A 22,000-nucleotide genomic window follows, 5' to 3' on the forward strand; every position below is an offset into this window, starting at 1 on the left:
TACTAATCACCCAGAAATCCGATTATGAAGAATTTTTTTCCCTTAATAATTACCCTATTTTTAGTAGGAATACTTAATGCGCAAGAAAAAAAATGGACATTACAGGAATGTGTGGCCTATGCATTAGAGAATAATATTACTGTTCAACAAGGTGAATTAGATATAGAAAATGCGGCCTTAGATAAATTAGATGCATTTGGAAATCTAATTCCTTCTGTGAACGGGTCTGCTACAAATTCATGGAACACAGGTTTAACCCAAAACGTAACTACCGGTGTGCTTCAAAGCCAGACAACCAGAAACTTTTCTGCAGGCCTTACTGCCAGCGTAACACTTTTTGATGGTCTACGTAATTTTAAGCAATTTCAGCGCGCTAAACTGGCAAAGCTTGCTGCCCAATATAGTTTAGATAAGATAACAGATGATATTTCTCTTCTGGTAGCAAACAACTTTCTGCAGATCTTATTAAATAAGCGAAATCTTGAAGTAGTTGTAACTCAAAATCAGGTTACAAAGCAGCAACTTGAAAGAACTCAAGAACTTGTTGATGGTGGTGTTCTTCCTCAAGGCGACCTTCTTGAGATACGTGCTCAGGATGCAAGTGAGCAACAGAGCATTGTTGCTTCAGAAAATGCGGTAGAAATATCTTTAATAAGTCTTGCTCAGCTACTAAGAGTTGAAGATTATAAGAATTTTGATATATCTGATGATGAATATGCAATCATGGGTGATGATATTCTAAATCGCTCTGCAGCAGAAATTGTTGAAGGAGCTAAAGACAATAGAAATGAAATCAAAATAGCTCAGATGAATGCAGAATTGGCTCAAAAGGATGTTGAAATTGCTAGAGGAGCTTCGTGGCCTACTTTAAATGCATTTGTAAGCTATGATACTCGTGAATCTGGAGCAGGTCAGTTTCTTGATCCGGTAATTGATCCTGATGAACCTACTCGAGAAATAGGTTTTGTGCAGTCTACAAATGAAGTGGTTGTTGCTCCTAACACCCTTTCAACAATTGGTAGTCCATTACCGTTCTTTGAGCAATTGTATTTGAATGACGGACTTAATTACGGTTTTCAGCTAAATGTACCTCTTTTTAATGGTTTCGCAACGCGTAATCAGATCAATAGAAGTCAGGTAAATGTAAAAAGAGCAGAACTTAATCTGGAGCAGGCTAAGCTTGATCTAGAGTCTAATGTTTATCAGGCATATCTTGATGCAAAAAGCGCTCGTAAAACATATGAGGCTGCACAATCTGCTGCAGAAGCACAAGAATTAGCTTATGAATATGCAAATGACAGATATGATGTTGGTCTTACAAATGCCTTTGACCTAAGTCAGGGTAAACAGCGCTATGATAATGCTCAAATTGAGCTTAACAGAGCGAAATATGATTATATTTTCAGAATAAAAGTAGTAGAGTTGTATTTTGGTATTCCTATCTCAGAAATTAAATTTTAAAAAATGAGTAAAAAAACTATTATAATTATTGTTTCAATTGCTGTCATTCTTATCCTTATTTTAATAGGAGGTAAGAAAGCCGGTTGGTTTGGGAACTCAGGAGAGTTTAAATCTGTAGAGGTTAAGGAAATTCAGAAAATGAATATTACTGAAACCGTAGCGGCCACCGGAAAAATACAGCCTGAAATTGAAGTTAAAATATCTTCTGAAGTCTCTGGTGAGATTATAGAACTTCCTGTTAAAGAAGGGCAACAGGTCACTAAAGGTGATTTGCTTGTAAGAATCAATCCAGATCTTATACAGTCTGCTCTTACGCAATCACAGGCATCATTACAAAATGTGAAGGCCGGTCTGGCTCAGGCAGAGGCAAGTCAAAAAATGGCTGAATTAAATTATAATAGAAATAAGCCTCTTTATGAAAAAGGTGTTATTTCAAAATCAGATTGGGATCAAACGGTTTCAGATTATGAGATCGCTCAGGCTAATGTAAAATCTGCTTATTACAGTGTACAAAGCGCTTCAGCTAATGTGAAGCAATCCAGAGATAATCTGGAGCGTACTACTATTTATGCTCCTATCACAGGTACTATTTCAAGCCTTAGTGTAGAGCTGGGTGAAAGAGTTGTGGGTACAGCGCAAATGGCCGGGACAGAGATTATGCGTGTTGCAGATTTGGGTAACATGGAAGTAGAAGTTGATGTTAACGAGAATGACATCGTAAAAATAGATATAGGTGATTCTACTAATGTTGAGGTAGATGCTTATTTAAAAACTCAGTTTAAGGGGCAGGTAACTGAAATTGCTAACTCGGCAGAAAGTAATCTTACTGCAGATCAGGTAACAAATTTCAAGGTTAAAGTGAGAATCTTAGAATCATCTTATCGTAACCTTACCGAAGGTAAACCTGAAAGTTATTCTCCTTTTAGACCGGGAATGACAGCAACAGTAGATGTTATTACAAATAGCAAACCTAATGTTCTTGGTGTACCTATTAGTGCGATCGTAATAAAGAATGATACCACTACGACACGTAAACCGGGAGAAACGCCGTCTGCTGTAACCGGTGACAAGCAATTTGAATGTGTTTATGTGAAGAAGGGTGACGAGGCTAAATTGAGAGTTATAGAAACCGGTATACAGGATGATACTAATATTGAGATCACTTCCGGACTTCAAGAAGGTGAAGAAGTAATTGTTGGCCCTTATAATACCGTTACTAAAAGTCTGAAAGACGGCGACAAGGTAGAAGAGCAGCAAGGACCGGGTCTGGCAGATTCAAAATAGGTAGAAATGGCTCTAATTCTATGTCTTGAGACTACTACGACAAACTGCTCTGTAGCAATTGCTAAGGATGGGGAGGTTGTCGTTTTAAGAGAAGATATGGGGCTCAATTATTCTCATGCTGAGCGCTTACACACGTATATTGCAGAGGTTTTAGAATCTTCAGATTTTAGTTTTAATGATCTGGATGCAATAGCAGTTAGTAAGGGTCCGGGTTCTTATACCGGACTGCGAATAGGTGTGAGTTGCGCTAAAGGGTTGTGTTATGCTCTCGAGATTCCTCTTTTAGCGATAGACACTTTAAAATCTATAGCAATGCAGGTTGCTTCTCCTATAGACTACATTATCCCAATGCTGGATGCTCGTAGAATGGAAGTTTATAGTGCAGTATTTAGTAATGATTTTGAAAAAATAAGAGATACTGAAGCGCAGATTCTCGATAATCATTCTTTTGAATATTATCTTAATAAAGGTAAAACAGCATTTATTGGTAATGGCGTTTTGAAGTTTAAAGAATTAACAGAGCATGAGAATGCGCTGTACTTATCTGAAGCCCTACCGTCTGCACGAGAGATGGCAATTTTAGCCTATAACAAATACAAAATAGGCGATTTTGAAGATGTCGCCTATTTTGAACCGTATTATTTAAAAGATTTCCTGGTTACAAAACCAAAGAAAGTTTAAGATCTTTTTTAATCTTCACTTTCATTATAAATGTGTACATCGCGTTGAGGGAATGGTATTACGATACCGGCTGCCTCAAGTCTTCTTTTTCCTTCTTCTAAAATATACCAGCGAAGATTCCAGAAATCTTCATTTTTAGCCCAATATCTTAAAGATAGATTTACAGAACTATCTGCAAGTTCTGCTACCACGATCATAGGAGCAGGGTGTGGATCGCCCAGAACGGTTTCCTGCTCGTTTACAAGACCCAGTAGAATATCTTTTGCAAGTTTGATATCACTATCATAATGGATGCCCCAAGTTTGTGCCTCTCTACGAATACCTGTAGATGTATAATTTACGATATTGTCATTAGAAAGTTTTCCGTTTGGGATAACTGCTTCCTGATTTCCAAAAGTGATAATGCGTGTGTTGAAAATAGAAATTTCTTTTACGGCACCATCTACGCCTTGTGCAGAAATCCAGTCACCTACTTTAAATGGCTTCAGCAATAGAATTAAAACACCGCCAGCAAAATTAGAAAGCGATCCCTGCAATGCAAGACCTACCGCTAATCCTGCAGCACCAATTACAGCAACAAGTGAGGCAGATTCTACTCCCAGTTGTGTAATCACTAAAACGAAAAGGATAATTTTAAGCGCCCAATTTATAAGATCTGCTATAAATTTTTCAAGAGTTACTTCATAGTCTTTCCTTTCAAAAAATTTATGTACAAAACGATTGATAAATTTGATTACCCATAATCCTACAAATAGCAAAACTATTGCAGTAATCAAGTTAGGCAGAAAATCTATTACTTTCCTTACAAAATGCTCGGCGTATTCTGTGTATTTTTCGGGATCCATAGTTATATTTTGGTTTGCAAATTTCAGCATTCTATTCTGTGTGTTAAAATAAGAACTGTTTAATTAAAGTTAATTTTCCAGCAGTTTTAGGGCTTCAGGGACTGTTTTTACAGGGAGTTTACATGCATTATTCACGCAAACATAAATCCAGGTGTCATCATCATCCCAACGTCCTTCAAAGATGTCAAGGTCGTCTTGTTCTTTTGTGGTTGCAACAATAACCGCATTGGGTATAAAATTGGCATAGAGTTGATCTCTTTTAGCTTCAGCGTCTTTCCCGGTAATTACAATTTCATAAAATGGATGTGTATAATCGAGCATCAAGTCTAGCCAATTGCTATAACTCGATGGGTAGCTTTCAATATCTGCACTCACATTATGCAGCATTTGTGCTGCCTTTTCAGTATAGCTGGCATTAAAAGTAAGGTGGCTTAATTTATAGAGATTCTTTGCCATTATTGAATTAGACGCCGGTATCACATTGTCGAGATACTCTATGCTTCTCGAGACCAAAGCAGAATCTTCATCAGAAGTGAAATAAAACATCCCGTTTTTTGGGTTGTAGAAGCGATTTATGGTGTATTCTGTGAGGTTTTTAGCCGAAATAAGCCATTTTTTATCTGCTGTTACCTCAAATAAATTAATAAATGCCTGTATAGTTGAAGCATAATCTTCAAGATATCCGTTAATGGTACTTTTTCCTCCTTTATAATTTCGGTTTAGTCCGCCGTCAGGTCGTATTTGGTTATCTCTAATGAAATTGGCATTTTTAAGAGCCAGATCGAGAAAATCATCCTCGTTGAAAACACGATATGCATCTACGAGGCCATTTGCCATGTGACCATTCCAACCTGTTAGAATTTTGTCATCAAGTCTAGGAGCTGGTCTCTTTTCGCGAAAGCTTAGCAATTTTTCTTGCCATTCTTTTTTCTTTCTGGAAAAATCTGATGAATCAAGATTATGTTCTGCTACAAAATCTTCATCGCTATCCTGACGAATCAAAACATAATTATTTTTCTCCCAATAGCCGTAATTATTCACATTATAATACGCGCTAAACAGATCAAGATCATCCTTAATTTCGCTTTTAAGCTCCTCTTTTGTAAAAACATAATAAGCACCTTCTTCAAGAGAATCAGTTTTATTTTTGCTATCTGCGTCAAGCGCGGAATAAAAACCTCCCGAAGCATCTAGCATTTCACGTTTTACAAAATCTACAGTTTGATATACCACATCCTTATAGAGCGGATCTTTTTTAAGAAGGTAAGCATCGCTGTACAAGCTTAACAATTGACCGTTATCATAAAGCATTTTCTCAAAATGTGGAATATGCCATTTTGTATCTGTACTGTATCGTGCAAACCCGCCGCCTATCTGGTCGTACACACCGCCAAAGGCCATTTGCTCAAGCGTTCTATGCACATAGCTAGACAGCGCATTATTATCTTCCTGATAGGCGTAGCGCATTAAGAAAGCGTAATTGTTAGGCATCATAAACTTAGGAGCTCTGTTTAAGCCGCCCTGTACAGTATCGAAGCTATGAGACCACTTTTCTACGCTTTTTGCGAGGATAGATTTATCAAATGAAGGCTTGCCTTCTTTAAGATCGATAACATCCATCTGCTGCAGACCCTGTTCTAATTTTGAAGCATAATCGTAGAGTTTGTCTGGGTTATCCTTGTAAAGCGACGAAATCTGCTGCAGAGCATCAATCCAGTTGTCTTTAGGGAAATATGTGCCACCCCAAACAGGTCTCCCATCTGGTAAAATAATTACATTAAGTGGCCAGCCACCGCCGCCAGTCATGAGTTGAACCGCATTCATATATACATTATCAACATCTGGGCGTTCCTCACGATCAACCTTAATGCTCACGTAATTTGAGTTCATAACATTTGCTACTGCCGTGTCTTCAAAACTCTCATGTTCCATTACGTGGCACCAATGGCAAGAGCTGTAGCCTATGCTTACAATCAGAAGCTTATTTTCTTCTTTGGCTTGTTTAAGCGCATCATCACTCCACGGCTGCCAGTTTACAGGATTATGTGCATGTTGAAGTAAATAGGGGCTAGTTTCATTTATAAGTTCATTTGTATATGCGTGGTCCATTTTGTTATTAGATTTAGTATCACATGAAATTGTAATCAACACTACAAGAGCGAACAAGCAAAAAATAAGAGGGCGAAATGTATGCATAGATTAATTTACAAATAAAAAATATCCCGTTACCAAAAAATGATAACGGGACATTATATTAGGTTTTGTGAATTTACTTGATTTCAAAAGTAATTTTAAGATTCACCCGGAATTCTGTTACCGTATCGCCTGTTACTACAGCGCTTTGCTCGTTTACATACACAGATCGAATATTCTTAAGCGTTTTTGATGCTTCTTTTACTCCATTTGCTGTGGCCTGTTCCCAACTTTTATTTGAGCTGGCCAGAACTTCAATAACCTTTAATACTGCCATTTTTTCGATTTTTAGTTAAATTATTAACGAATGCTCAAATTACGATAATAATAAAAGCTAAAAAAGCGTATATGGCTAATATTTTAAGAAAACTATCCGTTAATTGCTTCTACCTGATTAATCTTGCTGGGTAACATCTCTTTCAGCATATTTTCTATTCCGTTTTTAAGGGTAAACGTAGAAGAAGGGCAGCCACTACAAGCACCTTGTAATATAACTTTTACATTTTTTGTGTCAGGATCATAATTTTGAAAAAGAATATTTCCTCCATCACTTGCAACAGCAGGTTTTACATATTCTTCTATGATGTTTACAATCTCTTTTGAGATATCATCCATCTTCTCAAATTCTACCTCTTTTTTACTTTCTACTTCCTGAGGTGTTTTTATAAGTTTTTCGGTAATGATCTCTTTACCTTCTGCGATATAGTTACGTATGAATTCACGTATTTCAAGAACAACTTCATCCCATTCTATAACGTCATATTTTTGAACGCTAACATAGTTCTTGTCCATAAAAACCTCTTTTACAAAAGGAAAATTAAAAAGAGCCTTAGCTAGCGGTGCATGTTTAGCTTCCTCTATATTTTTGAACTCGTGTATTTCTGTAACGATCTTTTTGTTACTTACAAACTTTAATACTCCTGGGTTAGGCGTGCTTTCTGCATAGATAGTAACCGGTATTTTTGTACTTTGATTATCTTCTATGATAACAACACCATTATCGTTAAGATAATCCTGAATTTGTGTTGATAGTTCGTTTTGAATATCAATCCATTCAACAATATTATACTTTTCTACGGCTACAAAATTTTGTGCTATGTATACTGTTTTTACGAAAGGAAGGTAGAATAATTGCTGGGCAAGCGGCGAATTCTTAGCTTCGTCGATATTCTTAAATTCATAACTATTATGTTTAACCAAAAATGCGTTTGCCTGAAATTTTTTAATGGCAGCATTTGATGTGGGCTCTATTGATATATTAAACTTGCTCATGTACTAAATTTTGAGCAAATTTACGCAAATTGATGATGTTACTGCTTAAATATTATAATTATACAGTGCATAAGTAAATAGGAATTAGTTAGATTTGAATTCTTGATTCTGCGGTGCATAATGCTCTGAAGGTCTCGCTTCTTAACAAAAAGAGCTTTGAAAAAAATTATATCGGTTGTATTTCTCCTAATGATCGCTACGGGCTTTGCACAAGATGGTGTGCCGGTTTACTCAGATTATCTTTCAGACAATTTATATCTCTTGCATCCCTCAATGGCAGGTGCAGCAAATGCGAATCAAATACGGTTAACTGCGAGGCAGCAATGGTTTGATGTAGAAGATGCTCCTAATTTGCAAACATTAAGTGTAAACGGCAGGCTGGGAGAGAGAACTGGCGTAGGTGCGATTGCTTTTTCAGATGAGAACGGATATTTTTCGCAGAAGGGACTTTACGGTACTTTAGCTTACCACCTTTTACTTTCCAGAAATGTTATAGACTTAAATCAACTATCTTTTGGTGTCAACGTTGGTATTATACAAAACGTTCTCGATGAGACGAGTTTTGATATGACAGATTTTGACCCTCTAATAAGCGGGGGTAGCCAAAGTGATGTGTTCTTTAATGTAGATATTGGTATGTCATATTATTTACTAGACTTCTATGCGCATGCTACGGTGAAAAACTTAGTAGAAGCCAGAAAATATCTATATACAGGTGATGCAGAAACTCGTGGGCAGCGTAACTATATTTTGTCTGCAGGTTATGTGTTTGGCAGATATGGCAGTTTGTGGAAATATGAGCCTTCTTTAATGTTTCAGGCTAAAGAGAAAACTGGCGAAAGTGCACTTGACGTAAATTTCAAAGTCTATAGAGAATTTGACTGGGGACAATTATGGGGCGGTTTATCGTATAGAAGAAGTCTGGATGGTGCAGAATATATAAATAGTGGCAACTCGGTTAAAAGTCAGAAATTAGATTATATCACTCCTATAATTGGCATCAATTACGGTAATTTTCTTTTCGCTTATACCTATTCGTATCAGAATAACAATATTGTGCTTTCTAACAGTTTTCATCAGATCACTTTAGGATATGACTTTGGCAAGCGCCGAGAGCCTTACGATTGCAACTGTCCAGCCATTAATTAGAAATCGAGGTAACTTATATCTTTATTCGCATCTACGTCATTTATAAGCTGTGTTAGTACTTTAGTTTCTAAATTAGAATATAGCAAGTGAGCTGTATGATCTCTTTCTGAAGCTAATAATTCGTTATTAATAAGTATTTTATGCGTTTGTCGCGCAACTGCTTCTCCAGAATCTATTATAGTTACATGTTCTGGTAAAAGCTCTTTAAGAATAGGTAAGAGGTATGGGTAATGACTACAGCCCAGTACCAGGTAATCTATATTTTTTGCAAGCATAGGCTCCAGATAATGAGCCAGTAATTCACGCATTTCATCTGTATGTAATTTACCTGCTTCTATGAGTTCTACTAAACCCGTTCCTTTAACTTCTGCCACGTCAATCCCATTTGCGTACATGCCTGAGGTTTTAGCAAATAATGAGCTGGATAGTGTGCCTTTAGTGGCAAGTATGCCTATAGCTTTATTTGAAGAAAGTAGAGCAGCGGGCTTTATTGCTGGCTCTATGCCTATAAAAGGAATATCATAAGTTTCTCTTAAGAGCGTGATGGCATTTGTAGTGGCAGTGTTACAGGCAACTACAATTATTTTGCACCCTAAACTTATAAGTAGCTCAGTATTTTTAATCGACAATTTCTGAATTTCTTCAGCCGATTTTTCGCCGTAGGGGGCGTTTTTTACGTCTGCCAGGTAGATTGTATTCTCATTAGGGAGCAGCGTAATTATTTCTTTCCAGATAGAAGTGCCGCCTACGCCACTGTCAAATACGCCTATGGGGTTATTATTCATTTTCTAAAATTAAAAAAACCGCCGTAAAAAGGCGGTTTTTTGAACTATTTAGGCTGATATTTCTACTTAAATACCTAATTCTTTCTTTACATCTGGCATAAGGTCGTAACCGTCTGCTAATATAAGACCAGCACCGGTTGTGCTATCCATTACATATTGATATCCTTTAGCGCGAGCTACTTTTTGAATGGCAGTACGTGCTTTTTCATATACAGGCTTTAAAAGCTCTCCTTCTTTTTTCTGAAGATCACGAAGCGCGTTTTGACGAAATTCCATTATAGAATTACGTGTTTTTTCAACTTCTGCCTGGCGCTTTAGGTTTTCTTCATCAGTTTTTGTTTCTGCTTCACGACCGTAACGCTCCATTGTTTGTTGAAGTCCGGTACCCATTTCCTGAATTTGAGAATCGTAAGAAGTTTGTAGTTTCTCAAGATCTGCCTGTGCTTGTTTGTATTCTGGCATTTGGGTAAGTAATTCCTGTGTTGCAATATGTGCAATTTTAGAATCCTGTGCATTCATAAATCCGGACGTTCCTAAAATTAGAGCAATCGCTACAACTAGGGTCTTCATGTGTTTCATTTCAAAAAAATATTAAGTGTTATAATTAATTCTTGTAAAATACCTCATTTTGTCTTAACCCTGAGGTTAGGGGATATTGTTTTTACTGTTTGATACAGAATCTTTTTTACGCTCTCTTGCCTGAATAATAGAATCTCTTTTTTTCTGGCGTATTTCTAAAATTGAATCTTTTCGCGCTTGACGCTCTTTTAGAATCTGTTGCTTGCGCTCTTCTGCACTCATTTCTGGTTTACCTTCTTCTGTTTTTACAGGAGTAGCCTCATTACCTTTATTATTTCTGGCAGCAGCGATAGAGTCTTTCCTATTTTGACGCTCTTCTAATAAGCGCTCTCTGCGTTCTTTAAAGGCTTTTTCTTTAGCAGCTCGTTCTTCTTCACGTTGCGTCTGTCTATCTTCTATTAACTTTTCACGTTCTTCGCGCTTAGCATTAGCCTCCTTCTCGCGTTCTGTAATTTCTTGCTGTTGCTCTACAGTAAGAGCCTCGCTTTTCTCAAGTTCGTTTTTATCTTTTTTACTATTTACCTGCTTCCTTTTAGAGGCGCGGTTAATGCTTAGTAAAACCTGATCACTTATGTCATGGCGCTCACTGGCATAAAGCATAACGAGATCTGCAGATTTATCAAAAACAAAATCATATTGTCTGTTTTTTGATATCTCCTGCACAGCGTTAAAAACCTGATCTTGCACTGGCTTAACCAGATTACTGCGCTGTATCATTAGATCACCCTGAGGGCCAAAACGTTTTTGTTGATAATCCTGAATCTCATTTTTTAAAAATGAAATCTCATCTTCCCGTTCTTCTATCAATTCCTGTGTTAGAAGTACGCGCTCATTATCAAGCGTTTTTTGCATTTGTTCAACTTCAGCAAGTTTAGAATCGATCTCATTTTTCCATTCATTAACTCTATTGTCAAGTTGACCCTGAGCTTCCTTATATTCAGGAACATTCTCAAGTATATAATCCATATCTATATACCCAATACGTATGCTACGCTGTGCTTTAACTGATATGCCTGCGAACAGCAGAGCGAGACCTAGTAAAAGAACTTTGTTTCTCATAAGCATTGATGGTATTAGAAAATATCGTGCCAAATTAAAATTGTTGTCCAATTATAAAGTGAGTTTCCCAACCGTTAGCACCTCCTAAGGTACCCGGAATAGGATCAAACCCATAACCAAAATCAATCCCCAGTAAACCAAAGGCTGGCATAAAGATACGAATCCCGGCACCGGCAGATCTGTTTAATGAGAACGGATCAAAGTCTTTAAAATTGTCAAAAGAAGCACCGCCTTCAGCGAAAGCTAACATATAGATAGAGGCTGATGGTTTTAATGTGATAGGGTAACGCAATTCAAATTCAAATTTGTTGTAAACCGTAGCACCATCACTAGAGGTTAAAGTACTATTCTCTGCACGATCCTGAGGTACTACAGACTGGTTAGGGTAACCACGTAAACGTATTACTTCACGACCATCGAGAGCGTAACCTCCTAAACCGTCACCACCTAAGAAAAAGCGGTCAAATGGAGGGATACCACGATCATTGTTGTAGGCGCCTAAGAAACCAAATTCTGCTTTACTACTTAGAACAAATTTACCTACAAGCTGTGTGAACCACTGGCCTTCAAATTTAATTTTGTAATACTCTAACCAGTTAAAACGCTCCTGATCAATTTTTGCTATTGCTTCAGAATCATTATTGTCAACAGCTTCTGCTCTCTGTTCTGCTAATTCTTTATAGTCAGTACCATTCCATGCAGAATATGGAGGAGTCAATTTCGCCGTAAGGTTAAATTTAGATCCAGAACGCGGGAATATTGGGTTTACATCACCTTCATTACGTGATATACCTATGGTATATGCAAGATTTTCTGCAGATCCATTTCCAAATGTAAAGAGTCCCACATTATAGTTCTTCAAATCAAAATGCTGAAAACTTATTGCGTGTGATAATTGGAAGTAATTATCAGGTTTTTCAAGTCTTTTTGCCAGTCCAATAGAACCCCCGGTAATTAAGAAACGACGATCCTTGTCTACATCTGCTCCTCTCGTAGAATAGTTATATAGGTATTGAATACTATGTGAAAAGGAGAATGAGAACTGTACCGGTTTTTTACCACCTAACCATGGTTCTACTAATGAAGCACTATAGGTTTGATAATAAGTACTTGCCTGAGCACGTAAGCTAAACTTCTGCCCATCACCCATAGGTAAAGGCTGATAAGCTTCTTTATTAAATATATTTTGAATAGAGAAGTTGTTAAATGAAAGACCGAGGGTCCCCACAAAACCACCGCCACCGTAACCTCCTTGTAGCTCGATCTGGCTGGCTCCCTGCTCTACAACATCATAATTAATGTCAATTGTACCAGCATAAGGATCTGCATTTAAAAATTGAGGATTCAGCTGTTCCGGATCAAAGAAACCTGTTTGCCCAAGTTCTCGTACGGTTTGCAAAACGGCAGCCTGGCTATAACGCTTACCTGGAGCTGTACGCAGCGTACGGTAAATAACGCGATCGTTAGTTTTTTCATTACCTGCAACTGTTATTCTGTCAAAATAAGCCAGTTTTCCTTCTGTAATCCTGATTTCGAAATCAATGGTGTCATTTTCCACATTTACTTCAACAGGATTTATTGTAGAGAAAAGGTACCCACTGTTTTTATATAAGTTTGAAAGATCATCTGCATCAGGATCACCTTCTTTAGCTATACGCTCTTTTAAAAGAACCCCGTTGTAAACATCCCCTTTTGCAAGACCTAATTGATTTGCCAGTTGTCTGTCTGTGTAAACAGTGTTTCCTAAGAAATTGATGTCTCCTATGTAATATTTTTCACCCTCTTCCACATTAAGTTTTAATGTGATCAGGTCTTCACCAGAATGAATTAAAGTGTCTGAGGTTATACGCGCATCGCGAAAGCCTTTTTCTTTGTATTTGTTGACTACAGCTTCTTTATCTTCTTCATAATCATCTGCGATATATTTTGAACGCTTCCAGAATCTAATTAGATTTTTCTTCTTGGTATTTTTCATCTGTTTGCGCAACTTAGCGTCAGACAGTTGTTCATTACCTTCAAAAACGATATCATCTATTTTTACCCTGTCGCTCTTTTCAATATTAATAAGCATGTCTACTTTTTCTGCTTTAGTAGAATCTTCAACAGGACGAGTTATTATATTAACTTTAGAATTGAGATAACCTTCTTTTTTGTACTTGTTCTCAATGTAGAATTTAGTAGTAGTGATTAAGTTTTCTGTAACCTTAGCGCCCTTTTTTAGATTGTTGTCATCTATAAGCTCTTTAGTTTTCTTTTCCTTAATACCGGTAATAGTAACCTTATTAAGCTCAGGTACTTCTGTTATTTCAAGCTGTAGGTCAACAACATTGCCGTTAATGTTAGTAACATATAAATTAATGTCACTGAACAAGTCCAGACTCCATAATTTTTTAATTACATTACTTATGCGGTCACCGGGAAGATAGAGTACATCTCCGGTTTTTAAGCCGGTATACGCTATAATGGTTTGCTCGTTATATTGAGTAGAACCTACTACAGAAATCGTACCTATCTCATATTGCTTGCCGTCTGCAACGGGAAGGTCATTTTGAGCTTGAAGGGTTGTGTAGGTAAAGCAGTAAAATAAAACTGCTATAATCAGGGCTTTTTTAGGCATCTGCTTAATTAATTTGCTCACTCGTCTTTCCAAATCGTCTTTCTCTTTGTTGGTAATTATAAATTGCTTCGTACAGATGATTTTTTCTAAAATCGGGCCAGAGAACTGGTGTAAAATAGAGCTCTGCATAGGCTATTTGCCAAAGTAAAAAATTACTTATGCGTTGTTCTCCACTCGTGCGAATAAGGAGATCAACATCTGGCATATCATAGGTATACAAATGCTCATTAATGACTGCCTCATCAATTAAGTGTGGCGAAATTAAGTTTTTTTTAACTTTTTCACAGATATCCCTTACGCTTTTTACCAGCTCTTCGCGCGAGCCGTAACTAAGGGCTAACGTTAATCTAAGACCGGTATTGGCTTTTGTAAGTTCAATAACTTCCTGCAGTTCTTTTTGGGCTTTGTCAGGAAGGGAAGATAAAGCGCCAATGGCGTTTAAAGAAATATTATTGTCCTGAAGGGTTTTGATCTCTTTTTTTAAGGAGGAAACCAGCAACTTCATTAAAGTATCTACTTCAATTTTAGGTCGGTTCCAGTTTTCTGTAGAGAAAGCATACATGGTTAGGTGGTCTATACCTAATTCTGCAGCAGCTTCAACCGTTTGTCTTACAGCTTTGGTTCCTTTTTTATGACCAGCCACTCGCATGAGGCCCTGCTTTTTTGCCCAACGACCATTGCCGTCCATGATGACAGCTATGTGCTTAGGTAATTTTTTTCGATCTATTTGATCTATAAAATCCATTTATCAGTACTTAAAAACCGCAGTAACACGGTCGTCTGCCAAAGGTATATGTAAGGGTTAAACCGCTAAACATATACCAGTCGTTATTATTAATATTTCCGAAGCTCACGTTGCCATATTCCTTGGTTGAGGGAACACTACCATCCAGATTATCTGTGAAGGTATATCGTGCGCCCATTTCAATAGCCAGAACAAAATGGTCTGCCACCGCTGCTTTAAAGCCTATCACCATTGGTATTGCCACGTTCCAGGCTGATCCCGTATTGACCAATTCATCAATATTAGGATCAAGAGCAAATTCATCGTGATTAAAATACGTGAATCCCGTATATAAGTACGGTGTTGCAGGTCTCCCTCCTTCATGCATGTCAAATTCCCAAAAGGTGTATTCCAGACCTAATGATGCTTCAATTAACTTACTTTCAAATTCATAGCCGCGCAGATTACGTCTGGTTTCTTTTGACTCTGTATCCTTTCCTTCTATGTTTCCTGCCAATAAGCTGAACCTAAAGGAGTGACGCGGACTGCGATTCCATTTTAATATACCACCAAAAACGGGTGAAGTGGGATTGATGTAATTGGTCTTACCCACATCCCCTATGTAATTAGCTCCTCCTGCATAAACGCCAATTTCATAAGTTTGGCTCTGTGCTGAAAAACAGTATAAAATGGCGATTATACCAATCGTCAAATACCTCATAGGCTTTAAAAGTTTGCAAATATAACAATAATGTTCAGGCTACGACAAAATGCGTAAAATAGTCTTCCTGATAAACTTAAAATGCTTCGCTTTATTGCTTAGTTGCGTTTATCTTCTCCCCATAAAAGTTTTTTGCGCAGTGTTGTAAGAAAGGTGTCTTCTTCTAAAACTACAAGCTTTATTGTAAAAGCCGCTTTTTTTAATGTTATTTCAGTTTCTACGGGAAGTGTCGCAATGCGAGAATCTAATGATATGAGGTGATTCTTTTCTCGTCCAGAGACCTTAAGTGTAATTATTGTATCATCTGGCACTACAAGTGGTCTAGCATTAAGATTATGTGGTGCTATAGGAGTCAAAATGAAACTCGATGTGTTGGGCATAATTACAGGGCCGCCACAGCTTAATGAATAACCCGTGGAGCCAGTAGGTGTTGACACAATTAAGCCATCTGCCCAATAACTTGTAAGCTTCTCGCCATTTAGATACGTTTCTACAGAGATCATAGAGGTTGTATTCTTGCGGCTTACAGTTATTTCATTTAGGGCAAAATTGAGATTCTCAATGCCTTCTATAGCTCTGCCATCTACCTCTACAGCTACAAGAGAACGCTCAGAAATCGTATAATTCTTGTTTATAATATCTTTTATTGAAGAAGCTATTTTTTCTTTTTGAATTGAAGCTAAAAAACCAAGCCTCCCGGTATTTATCCCTACAATAGGGATGTTGAGATCGCGCACATAAGTAATAGTCTGTAATATCGTTCCATCTCCTCCTATGCTGAAAAAAATATCATAGCTGTTATCAAGTTCTTCAAAGGTGCTAAAGTGACTATATGTTTTCTCGATCTCTTCATTCTCATGAATTAGTTTGAGAAAGTTTTCTTCAATAATTACAGTCACACCTTTTTGATCTAAGATATCAAGAAGCTGCTGTACATAGATTCCGGAATTAGTATGGTAAAATTGACCGTAGATGCCTACTTTCATAGAGTGAGCTTTCAGGATTATATATTTAAATACTTCTCGAGATAATTAGAACGATCTCTAAGATCCTTTATAAATGCATCCTCCTGATGATTTGACAATATCACATATCCATATCTTCTAAAAGCCTGTAGAATATCATTAAAGCTAACATTAGTACCTAATTTTATTGATATCTGAACTACATCATTTTCCATTTTAGATATAAAAAGACCCAGCACTTTACCATCATTAGATTCTATGATCTGGCATATTTCGCTAAAGCTATAATCTAAAACTCCTCGTTCTACTACAATAATACTCCCATGTTCACTTAAAAATGGTGTATTATTAAAATAGCTCATAACATCAGACAGTTCATAATACCCCAAATAGTGGTTAGTATCATCTAATACGGGCATAATGTTGGTGCTGTTCTGAGCGAAAATTTCTAAAATATCTAACCAGTTAGTCTCTTCTTTAACAAAAAATCCTTCGTACAGGTGTTTTTGATTGCCTATGATTTCTTCTGCTTTGTGGCAATGCACATCATTCTCAGCTAGACAGCCTAAAAAAATATCGTCTTGCATAACGGGAACATGGGAGTATGTGGTCTGGGAAAAAAGATCCTGAGCCATTCCTAATGTTTCGCTTTCTGCTAGAGGTTCTATATCGTTTATTATGTAGTCCTGAATATTCATATGTCGTAATGCAATTTAATTAAAATAATTAAGGGCATACCTTTGTCCTACTTCGTATTTTTGCGAGGTAAAGTTACAATTATTGCTATGACAAAACTGAGCGTAAACGTTAATAAGATAGCTACACTCCGCAATTCGCGAGGTGGTAATGTGCCAGATCTTATTAAAACCGTGAAAGATATTGAGCGCTTTGGTGCTCAGGGAATTACTATACACCCAAGACCCGATGAAAGGCATATAAGATATCAGGACGCCAGAGATCTCAAAGAGGTTGTTAAAAGAGAGCTTAACATTGAAGGAAATCCTGTAGAAAAGTTCATAAATCTTGTGCTTGAGGTTAAACCCGCTCAGGTTACACTTGTTCCAGATAGTGTCGATGCCATCACTAGTAATGCCGGCTGGGATACCATTAAAAATAAAACCTTCTTAAAAGAGGTCGTTGCTGAGTTCCAAAAGAATGGTATACGCACATCTATTTTTGTAGATCCAGATCTTACAATGATTGAGGGCGCTAAAGAAACTGGTACAGATCGTATTGAATTATATACTGAAGCTTATGCTGAAGGTTACGGAAAGGGAGATAAGGATGCTGTAAAACCTTATGTGGAAGCAGCTTTTTTAGCTGGGGATCTTGATCTTGGTATAAATGCCGGTCATGACCTGTCACTCGATAATATTGAATTTTTTAAAGATAGTATTCCCGGTTTACTCGAGGTATCAATTGGTCATGCGCTTATCGCAGAATCTTTATATCAGGGTCTTGAAATGGTTATTGATAAATATCTAGACAAACTTAGCTAATGCTTTTACATTCAAATATTATAGGAGAGGGGAAGCCCTTTGTGATTCTGCACGGCTTTTTGGGTATGGGTGATAACTGGAAAACCCTTGCGACTCATTTTGCAGAAGATGGTTATGCTCTGCATCTTGTAGATCAACGTAATCATGGGCGGAGTTTTCATAGTGATGAGTTTAATTACGATATTCTGGCAACAGATCTTAAAGCGTATTGTGACCATCATGGTTTTGATAAGATCATACTTTTAGGTCATTCTATGGGAGGTAAAACTGCAATGAAATTTGCTGTAAAATTTCCCGAAATAGTAGAGAAGTTAGTAATAGCAGATATTGCTCCTAAATATTACGCACCACATCATCAACAAATTTTAGAAGGTTTAGCGGCTCTTAGTAATAATCCTGATGCCCTTAAATCAAGAGGTGATGCAGATGAGTTTATGGCTCAATATATTCAGGATTGGGGGACGCGCCAATTTTTATTAAAGAATCTATATTGGAAAAAAGATAAAACACTTGCCCTTAGAATGAATCTTGAGGTTTTAAGCTCAAATCCCGAAGCTATAGGAGAGGCTTTAGAGCTAGATGAGATATATAATGGCGAAGTTCTCTTTCTTAGAGGATCAAAATCAAATTACATACAAGATGACGATTTTGAATTGGTAAAAAAACATTTCCCTCACAGTACTATTCAAACAATTTCTGATGCAGGTCATTGGCTGCACGCAGAAAATCCCAAAGATTTTTATCAAAATGTTGTAAAATTTTTATAACATTGTCGCACTCATTTACTATGTATGCATAATATATTTGTATTAAATTGCATTGATATTTGCCGCATTCATAATATTTAAGGCAAAAATTATTAATCTATTAATTTAACTAACCCCTAAAAATATGAGAAAAAACATATTATTGGCGGCTGCTTTTTTGGTTATTGCAGCTACGAGTTACGCTGGTGGGTATCGCGTAGCATTACAGGGTCAACGCGCCCTTGCGATGGGTCACACAGGTGTGGCTTACGTAAATAGTGCAGAGTTGGCGTTTTTCAATCCAGCCGGACTCGTTTACCTGGAAAATCGATTAAACATTAGTGCAGGTGTTAGTGCTGTTTTTTCTGATGTTGCCTGGCAGAACAGCAATTATGGGCAGTATGCAGATACAGATAGCCCTACGGGAACACCTTTTTACGTGTACGGTTCTTATGCAGCAACAGATTGGTTAAGTGTTGGGCTAGCTGTTTATACGCCTTATGGAAGTAGTGTAGAATACCCTACAGACTGGGCTGGTTCTCATTTAGTGAATAATATTGAGCTGTCAGCTATATTTTTTCAGCCATTGGCTTCTATCAAGATCAATGATAAGTTAAGCATAGGTGGGGGTCCCATCTTTGTAACAGGTAATGTAAACTTTAACAGAAATGCAAATCGTACCCTTAGCGATATCGATGGAGATAGGTCTAATATCACTGTAGATGATTCTGGAGTTACAAACTGGGGTTGGTCTGTAGGTACGTTATTCAACGTTACAGATAATTTTAGAATAGGTGCCAATTACCGCTCAGAGATCATTTTAGATTCAAAAGAAGGTGAAGCAACTTTTTCTAATTTCCCTAATGATTCAGGACAACCAATTGTTGTAAGTCCTACTACGATTATTCCATCAAATGGGACTACAGGTTTTGAAGCTTCATTACCGTTGCCGGCAGAATTAACAGTAGGTTTATCATATGATTTAGGCGAAAAATGGACGTTTAACTTCGATTTTAGCCGTACATTCTGGGATGTATATGAAAATCTGGATATCAATTTCTCAAATGGTCTGGAGGCATTTAACCCTAGAAACTATGAGAATTCTTCTACTTATAAATTTGGTATGGAGTACGTCGCTAATGAGAACTTCACTTTAAGAGCGGGTTATTACTTTGATCAATCTCCTGTGCAACCAGGATATTTTGCTCCCGAAACTCCGCGTAACGATGCTAATGGTTTTACTGGTGGTTTGTCATTTAACGTTTCAGACAAATTTGCGATAGACGCTTCTTTCTTATATCTGCGATTTGAAGAGGTTAAGGCTTCTTATGACTATTATACAGAAAACGGGCAAAATGTTCCTTTTGGTGGAACTTATAAATCAAGCGCGTTTATTCCTGGTATTGGTATAACCTACAGTCTATAATCCTAATAAAGCTTTTTAAGATGAAAATATATATAAAGTATTTAGGGCTTCTCGCTTTAGCAATTACATCCTGCGAGCCCGAACTAAATAATTCAATTAAAGATCAAGGTGTTTATACCAGCGGAGATGCAGATTTTTCAAATTTTGTAGCAGTTGGTAACTCACTAACGGCCGGTTATGCTGATGGTGCGCTATATGTTACTGGTCAGGAAAATTCATATCCTAACATTCTTGCTCAGCAGTTTAGCTTTGCTGGTGGTGGTGATTTTAGGCAGCCATTGGTGAATGATAATTTGGGTGGATTAGTATTGGGTGGTCAGCCAATAACGGCAAATCGCTACGTGCTTTCTGTAGGCGCTAACGGTCCTGCTCCTGCACGGTTAGCCGGCACTTCTACAACAGATGTTTCGGGAAAATTGGAAGGTTCTTATAATAACATGGGTGTTCCGGGAGCTAAAAGTTTCCATTTGCTTGCGCCTGGTTACGGTAATGTTGCCGGTGTGGCAACAGGTGCCTCAAATCCTTATTTTGCAAGATTTGCTTCTTCTGCAGATGCTACAGTTATAGGTGATGCCGTTGCTCAGGACCCTAGCTTTTTTGCGCTGTGGATTGGTAATAATGATATTCTTTCTTACGCTACTTCTGGTGGAGTAGGTGTAGATCAAAAAGGAAATTTTGACCCTACTACTTATGGAGGTAATGATATTACAGATCCTAATGTTTTTGCTGCTGCTTATAACAAGATGGTAACAGCTTTAAGCGCTGGTGCATCAGGAGGTGTTTTGATCAATATTCCAGATATTACTTCTATACCTTACTTTACAACTGTGCCTTACAATGCAATTCCTCTTGATGCGCAAACGGCTGCCTTTGTAAATCAATCGTATACAGATTATAATAATGCTATTGCTACTTATGCCTTTTTAGGATACATAAGTGCAGAAGAAGCTGCTGCCAGAACGATCACTTTTCAGGCCGGTCAAAATGCAGTCGTTATAACAGATGAAGATCTTACTGTTTTGCCAAATCCTGCAGGCGGTTCATTACCTAATTTAAGACAGGCAGCTGCACAGGATCTTGTTGTTTTACCGGCTTCTTCAATCATAGGTACTTTAGCAGATCCTTCTAATCCGGCTTCTGTTATGGGAGTTGGTGTTCCTTTAGGAGACGCACTTGTTTTAACTACTGAAGAACAGGTTCTTGTTAAAACAGCGCAAACCGCTTACAATGCGACAATAAAAGCGCTGGCTCAGGCTAATGGTCTTGCTTTTGTAGATGCTCAAAAAGCATTAGAGACTGTTGCGACCAGTGGTATATCTTATGACGCAGGTATGTTAACTGCAGCATTTGTTACTGGCGGGGCATTTTCACTTGATGGTGTTCACCCAACACCACGAGGATATGCTTATGTTGCAAATCTTGTTATTAAAGCTGTAAATAATCAGTATAATTCTACGGTTCCTGTAGTCAATATTGGTAACTACAATACCGTTACAATAAGCAATGATGTGAATTAAAAATCGGTCATTTTATATCAAAAAGCCTCCATTTGGAGGCTTTTTTCGTTAAAATATATAATTGTAATTTAGAGAAAGATTTAAAATTTTTTAAAATGAAGACAATCACCAAGCTGTTATTAACAGCACTAGCTGTTCTTTTACTGGCAAACATATTGCCGGGTATTTATGTAGACTCATTTCTAACTTCGGTTGTTGTGGCTATTGTGCTTGCATTGCTTAAATTAATCGTTAAACCATTATTGATTATTCTCACCCTACCCATTACGATTTTAACTTTTGGTCTCTTTTTATTAATTATAAATGCCATTGTTGTTCTCCTTGCCGGTTATTTTGTGTCGGGATTTCAGGTAGATGGAGTGTGGTATGCTTTAATTTTCAGCCTGCTGCTATCGTTGTTTCAGTCTATTCTTTTTTCGCTGATAAAAGAGGAATAGAAGGTGACTGTTAACCAAATACTTAAAACTTTGCAGAGAT

Annotated in this window: 21 protein-coding genes; 9 read left to right on the top strand and 12 right to left on the bottom strand. The window is 37.4% G+C overall.

Annotated features, from left to right (window positions below; all coding sequences use genetic code 11):
* Positions 1-24: 24 nt before the first annotated feature.
* From ACH3O9_RS09680 to tsaB, 3 genes are read left to right on the top strand one after another with little or no spacing between them, the layout of a single operon-like run.
* Positions 25-1,461, top strand: a complete 1,437-nt coding sequence (locus ACH3O9_RS09680) for a TolC family protein (protein ID WP_416439839.1) — start codon at positions 25-27, stop codon at positions 1,459-1,461.
* 3 nt (positions 1,462-1,464) lie between these two features.
* Complete coding sequence (locus ACH3O9_RS09685) at positions 1,465-2,745, top strand: efflux RND transporter periplasmic adaptor subunit (RefSeq protein ID WP_416439841.1); 1,281 nt, start codon at positions 1,465-1,467, stop codon at positions 2,743-2,745.
* 6 nt (positions 2,746-2,751) lie between these two features.
* Positions 2,752-3,426: a tRNA (adenosine(37)-N6)-threonylcarbamoyltransferase complex dimerization subunit type 1 TsaB gene (gene tsaB, locus ACH3O9_RS09690; protein ID WP_416439843.1), complete on the top strand. Its 675-nt coding sequence runs from the start codon at positions 2,752-2,754 to the stop codon at positions 3,424-3,426.
* A gap of 8 nt (positions 3,427-3,434) precedes the next feature.
* Here the strand turns inward: tsaB and ACH3O9_RS09695 are convergent, their stop codons facing one another.
* From ACH3O9_RS09695 to ACH3O9_RS09710, 4 genes are all read right to left on the bottom strand, one after another.
* Positions 3,435-4,271, bottom strand: coding sequence for a mechanosensitive ion channel family protein (locus ACH3O9_RS09695; RefSeq protein WP_416439845.1), 837 nt, complete (start codon positions 4,269-4,271; stop codon positions 3,435-3,437).
* A 69-nt stretch (positions 4,272-4,340) separates the two neighbouring features.
* Positions 4,341-6,380: a thioredoxin domain-containing protein gene (locus ACH3O9_RS09700; RefSeq protein ID WP_416439847.1), complete on the bottom strand. Its 2,040-nt coding sequence runs from the start codon at positions 6,378-6,380 to the stop codon at positions 4,341-4,343.
* A gap of 160 nt (positions 6,381-6,540) precedes the next feature.
* Positions 6,541-6,741, bottom strand: a complete 201-nt coding sequence (locus ACH3O9_RS09705) for a dodecin family protein (RefSeq protein ID WP_416439849.1) — start codon at positions 6,739-6,741, stop codon at positions 6,541-6,543.
* Positions 6,742-6,833: 92 nt separating this feature from the next.
* Positions 6,834-7,736, bottom strand: a complete 903-nt coding sequence (locus tag ACH3O9_RS09710; RefSeq protein WP_416439851.1) for a NifU family protein — start codon at positions 7,734-7,736, stop codon at positions 6,834-6,836.
* A gap of 156 nt (positions 7,737-7,892) precedes the next feature.
* Here ACH3O9_RS09710 and ACH3O9_RS09715 point away from each other — a divergent pair, with 156 nt between their 5' ends.
* On the top strand, positions 7,893-8,885 hold the full coding sequence (locus tag ACH3O9_RS09715; protein ID WP_416439853.1) for a type IX secretion system membrane protein PorP/SprF: 993 nt from the start codon (positions 7,893-7,895) through the stop codon (positions 8,883-8,885).
* Here ACH3O9_RS09715 and murI read toward each other — a convergent pair.
* The 8 genes from murI to ACH3O9_RS09755 form a co-directional block, all read right to left on the bottom strand.
* Positions 8,882-9,670, bottom strand: a complete 789-nt coding sequence (gene murI / locus ACH3O9_RS09720) for a glutamate racemase (protein WP_416439855.1) — start codon at positions 9,668-9,670, stop codon at positions 8,882-8,884. The genes ACH3O9_RS09715 and murI overlap by 4 nt on opposite strands.
* Positions 9,671-9,736: 66 nt before the next feature.
* Positions 9,737-10,249 carry an OmpH family outer membrane protein gene (locus tag ACH3O9_RS09725; RefSeq protein WP_416439857.1) on the bottom strand — a complete coding sequence of 171 codons (513 nt, stop codon included), beginning with the start codon at positions 10,247-10,249 and terminating at the stop codon, positions 9,737-9,739.
* 66 nt (positions 10,250-10,315) lie between these two features.
* A complete protein-coding gene (locus tag ACH3O9_RS09730; RefSeq protein WP_416439859.1) occupies positions 10,316-11,308 on the bottom strand; it encodes an OmpH family outer membrane protein in 993 nt (330 codons plus the stop codon).
* A gap of 34 nt (positions 11,309-11,342) precedes the next feature.
* Positions 11,343-13,925 (bottom strand): BamA/OMP85 family outer membrane protein, encoded by a 2,583-nt coding sequence (locus ACH3O9_RS09735; protein WP_416439861.1) that lies wholly within the window; start codon positions 13,923-13,925, stop codon positions 11,343-11,345.
* Positions 13,926-13,929: 4 nt separating this feature from the next.
* A complete protein-coding gene (locus ACH3O9_RS09740; protein WP_416439863.1) occupies positions 13,930-14,670 on the bottom strand; it encodes an isoprenyl transferase in 741 nt (246 codons plus the stop codon).
* A gap of 10 nt (positions 14,671-14,680) precedes the next feature.
* Entirely contained in the window at positions 14,681-15,370 is a 690-nt protein-coding gene (locus ACH3O9_RS09745) for a DUF6089 family protein (protein ID WP_416439865.1), read from the bottom strand.
* A gap of 98 nt (positions 15,371-15,468) precedes the next feature.
* Positions 15,469-16,356, bottom strand: a complete 888-nt coding sequence (locus tag ACH3O9_RS09750) for an NAD kinase (RefSeq protein WP_416439867.1) — start codon at positions 16,354-16,356, stop codon at positions 15,469-15,471.
* A gap of 17 nt (positions 16,357-16,373) precedes the next feature.
* Positions 16,374-17,033, bottom strand: a complete 660-nt coding sequence (locus tag ACH3O9_RS09755; RefSeq protein ID WP_416439869.1) for a CBS domain-containing protein — start codon at positions 17,031-17,033, stop codon at positions 16,374-16,376.
* A gap of 87 nt (positions 17,034-17,120) precedes the next feature.
* Here ACH3O9_RS09755 and ACH3O9_RS09760 point away from each other — a divergent pair, with 87 nt between their 5' ends.
* The 5 genes from ACH3O9_RS09760 to ACH3O9_RS09780 all read left to right on the top strand — a co-directional run bounded on the left by ACH3O9_RS09760 (position 17,121) and on the right by ACH3O9_RS09780 (position 21,960).
* Complete coding sequence (locus tag ACH3O9_RS09760; RefSeq protein ID WP_416439871.1) at positions 17,121-17,834, top strand: pyridoxine 5'-phosphate synthase; 714 nt, start codon at positions 17,121-17,123, stop codon at positions 17,832-17,834.
* Positions 17,834-18,601 (top strand): alpha/beta fold hydrolase, encoded by a 768-nt coding sequence (locus tag ACH3O9_RS09765; RefSeq protein ID WP_416439873.1) that lies wholly within the window; start codon positions 17,834-17,836, stop codon positions 18,599-18,601. Before ACH3O9_RS09760 ends, ACH3O9_RS09765 begins: the two co-directional genes overlap by 1 nt.
* Before the next feature lie 124 nt (positions 18,602-18,725).
* Positions 18,726-20,006: an OmpP1/FadL family transporter gene (locus tag ACH3O9_RS09770; RefSeq protein ID WP_416439875.1), complete on the top strand. Its 1,281-nt coding sequence runs from the start codon at positions 18,726-18,728 to the stop codon at positions 20,004-20,006.
* 20 nt (positions 20,007-20,026) lie between these two features.
* Positions 20,027-21,523, top strand: coding sequence for a G-D-S-L family lipolytic protein (locus tag ACH3O9_RS09775; RefSeq protein WP_416439877.1), 1,497 nt, complete (start codon positions 20,027-20,029; stop codon positions 21,521-21,523).
* A gap of 95 nt (positions 21,524-21,618) precedes the next feature.
* Entirely contained in the window at positions 21,619-21,960 is a 342-nt protein-coding gene (locus ACH3O9_RS09780; protein ID WP_416439879.1) for a phage holin family protein, read from the top strand.
* Positions 21,961-22,000: the final 40 nt, after the last annotated feature.

Origin of the sequence: Leeuwenhoekiella sp. A16 (assembly GCF_047946675.1) — a bacterium.
Taxonomy (GTDB): domain Bacteria; phylum Bacteroidota; class Bacteroidia; order Flavobacteriales; family Flavobacteriaceae; genus Leeuwenhoekiella.

Excerpts from the sequence above, each read along its gene's own strand:
- ACH3O9_RS09680 (WP_416439839.1), top strand. The coding sequence starts at position 25 with ATGAAGAATTTTTTTCCCTTAATAATTACCCTATTTTTAGTAGGAATA.
- ACH3O9_RS09685 (WP_416439841.1), top strand. The coding sequence starts at position 1,465 with ATGAGTAAAAAAACTATTATAATTATTGTTTCAATTGCTGTCATTCTT.
- tsaB (WP_416439843.1), top strand. The coding sequence starts at position 2,752 with ATGGCTCTAATTCTATGTCTTGAGACTACTACGACAAACTGCTCTGTA.
- ACH3O9_RS09695 (WP_416439845.1), bottom strand. The coding sequence starts at position 4,271 with ATGGATCCCGAAAAATACACAGAATACGCCGAGCATTTTGTAAGGAAA.
- ACH3O9_RS09700 (WP_416439847.1), bottom strand. The coding sequence starts at position 6,380 with ATGGACCACGCATATACAAATGAACTTATAAATGAAACTAGCCCCTAT.
- ACH3O9_RS09705 (WP_416439849.1), bottom strand. The coding sequence starts at position 6,741 with ATGGCAGTATTAAAGGTTATTGAAGTTCTGGCCAGCTCAAATAAAAGT.
- ACH3O9_RS09710 (WP_416439851.1), bottom strand. The coding sequence starts at position 7,736 with ATGAGCAAGTTTAATATATCAATAGAGCCCACATCAAATGCTGCCATT.
- murI (WP_416439855.1), bottom strand. The coding sequence starts at position 9,670 with ATGAATAATAACCCCATAGGCGTATTTGACAGTGGCGTAGGCGGCACT.
- ACH3O9_RS09725 (WP_416439857.1), bottom strand. The coding sequence starts at position 10,249 with ATGAAACACATGAAGACCCTAGTTGTAGCGATTGCTCTAATTTTAGGA.
- ACH3O9_RS09730 (WP_416439859.1), bottom strand. The coding sequence starts at position 11,308 with ATGAGAAACAAAGTTCTTTTACTAGGTCTCGCTCTGCTGTTCGCAGGC.
- ACH3O9_RS09735 (WP_416439861.1), bottom strand. The coding sequence starts at position 13,925 with ATGCCTAAAAAAGCCCTGATTATAGCAGTTTTATTTTACTGCTTTACC.
- ACH3O9_RS09740 (WP_416439863.1), bottom strand. The coding sequence starts at position 14,670 with ATGGATTTTATAGATCAAATAGATCGAAAAAAATTACCTAAGCACATA.
- ACH3O9_RS09745 (WP_416439865.1), bottom strand. The coding sequence starts at position 15,370 with ATGAGGTATTTGACGATTGGTATAATCGCCATTTTATACTGTTTTTCA.
- ACH3O9_RS09750 (WP_416439867.1), bottom strand. The coding sequence starts at position 16,356 with ATGAAAGTAGGCATCTACGGTCAATTTTACCATACTAATTCCGGAATC.
- ACH3O9_RS09755 (WP_416439869.1), bottom strand. The coding sequence starts at position 17,033 with ATGAATATTCAGGACTACATAATAAACGATATAGAACCTCTAGCAGAA.
- ACH3O9_RS09760 (WP_416439871.1), top strand. The coding sequence starts at position 17,121 with ATGACAAAACTGAGCGTAAACGTTAATAAGATAGCTACACTCCGCAAT.
- ACH3O9_RS09765 (WP_416439873.1), top strand. The coding sequence starts at position 17,834 with ATGCTTTTACATTCAAATATTATAGGAGAGGGGAAGCCCTTTGTGATT.
- ACH3O9_RS09770 (WP_416439875.1), top strand. The coding sequence starts at position 18,726 with ATGAGAAAAAACATATTATTGGCGGCTGCTTTTTTGGTTATTGCAGCT.
- ACH3O9_RS09775 (WP_416439877.1), top strand. The coding sequence starts at position 20,027 with ATGAAAATATATATAAAGTATTTAGGGCTTCTCGCTTTAGCAATTACA.
- ACH3O9_RS09780 (WP_416439879.1), top strand. The coding sequence starts at position 21,619 with ATGAAGACAATCACCAAGCTGTTATTAACAGCACTAGCTGTTCTTTTA.